This is a genomic window from Paenibacillus sp. KS1 (assembly GCF_001680695.1).
In the GTDB taxonomy this organism is placed as follows: domain Bacteria; phylum Bacillota; class Bacilli; order Paenibacillales; family Paenibacillaceae; genus Paenibacillus_B; species Paenibacillus_B suaedae.
Window position 1 is genome coordinate 1 of record NZ_MAIS01000334.1, and the last position, 359, is coordinate 359.

1 protein-coding gene is annotated in these 359 nt (G+C 61.0%); it reads left to right on the plus strand.

Going from position 1 to position 359, the window contains the following annotated elements:
• Positions 1-359 (plus strand): phosphopantetheine-binding protein (locus BBG47_RS28555; protein ID WP_139070851.1); only part of this gene is annotated, 359 nt, incomplete at both ends.

Below are 359 nucleotides of genomic sequence, written 5' to 3' on the forward strand. Positions count from 1 at the left end.
GCAGCTATGGCAAGAGGTGCTGGGGCTGGAACGCATCGGCATCCGCGATAACTTCTTTGACATTGGCGGCCATTCGCTACGGGCGATGACGCTTGTATCGCGCATTCATCAGACGTTAGAGGCGGAGGTGCCGCTGCGGCAATTGTTCCTCTCGCCAACGATTGAAAGCTTGTCGGCTGCCCTGGAGGCGGCGGAAGGCCGCACATTTGAAGCACTTGTGCCCGCTCCGCTGCAGGCCGCATATCCACTGTCGTCCGCGCAAAAACGGCTGTATGTACTGCAGCAGCTGGAGGGCGCTGAACTGAGCTACAACATGCCCGCTGCACTGCGCCTGACGGGAACGCTGGATCGCCAGCGGC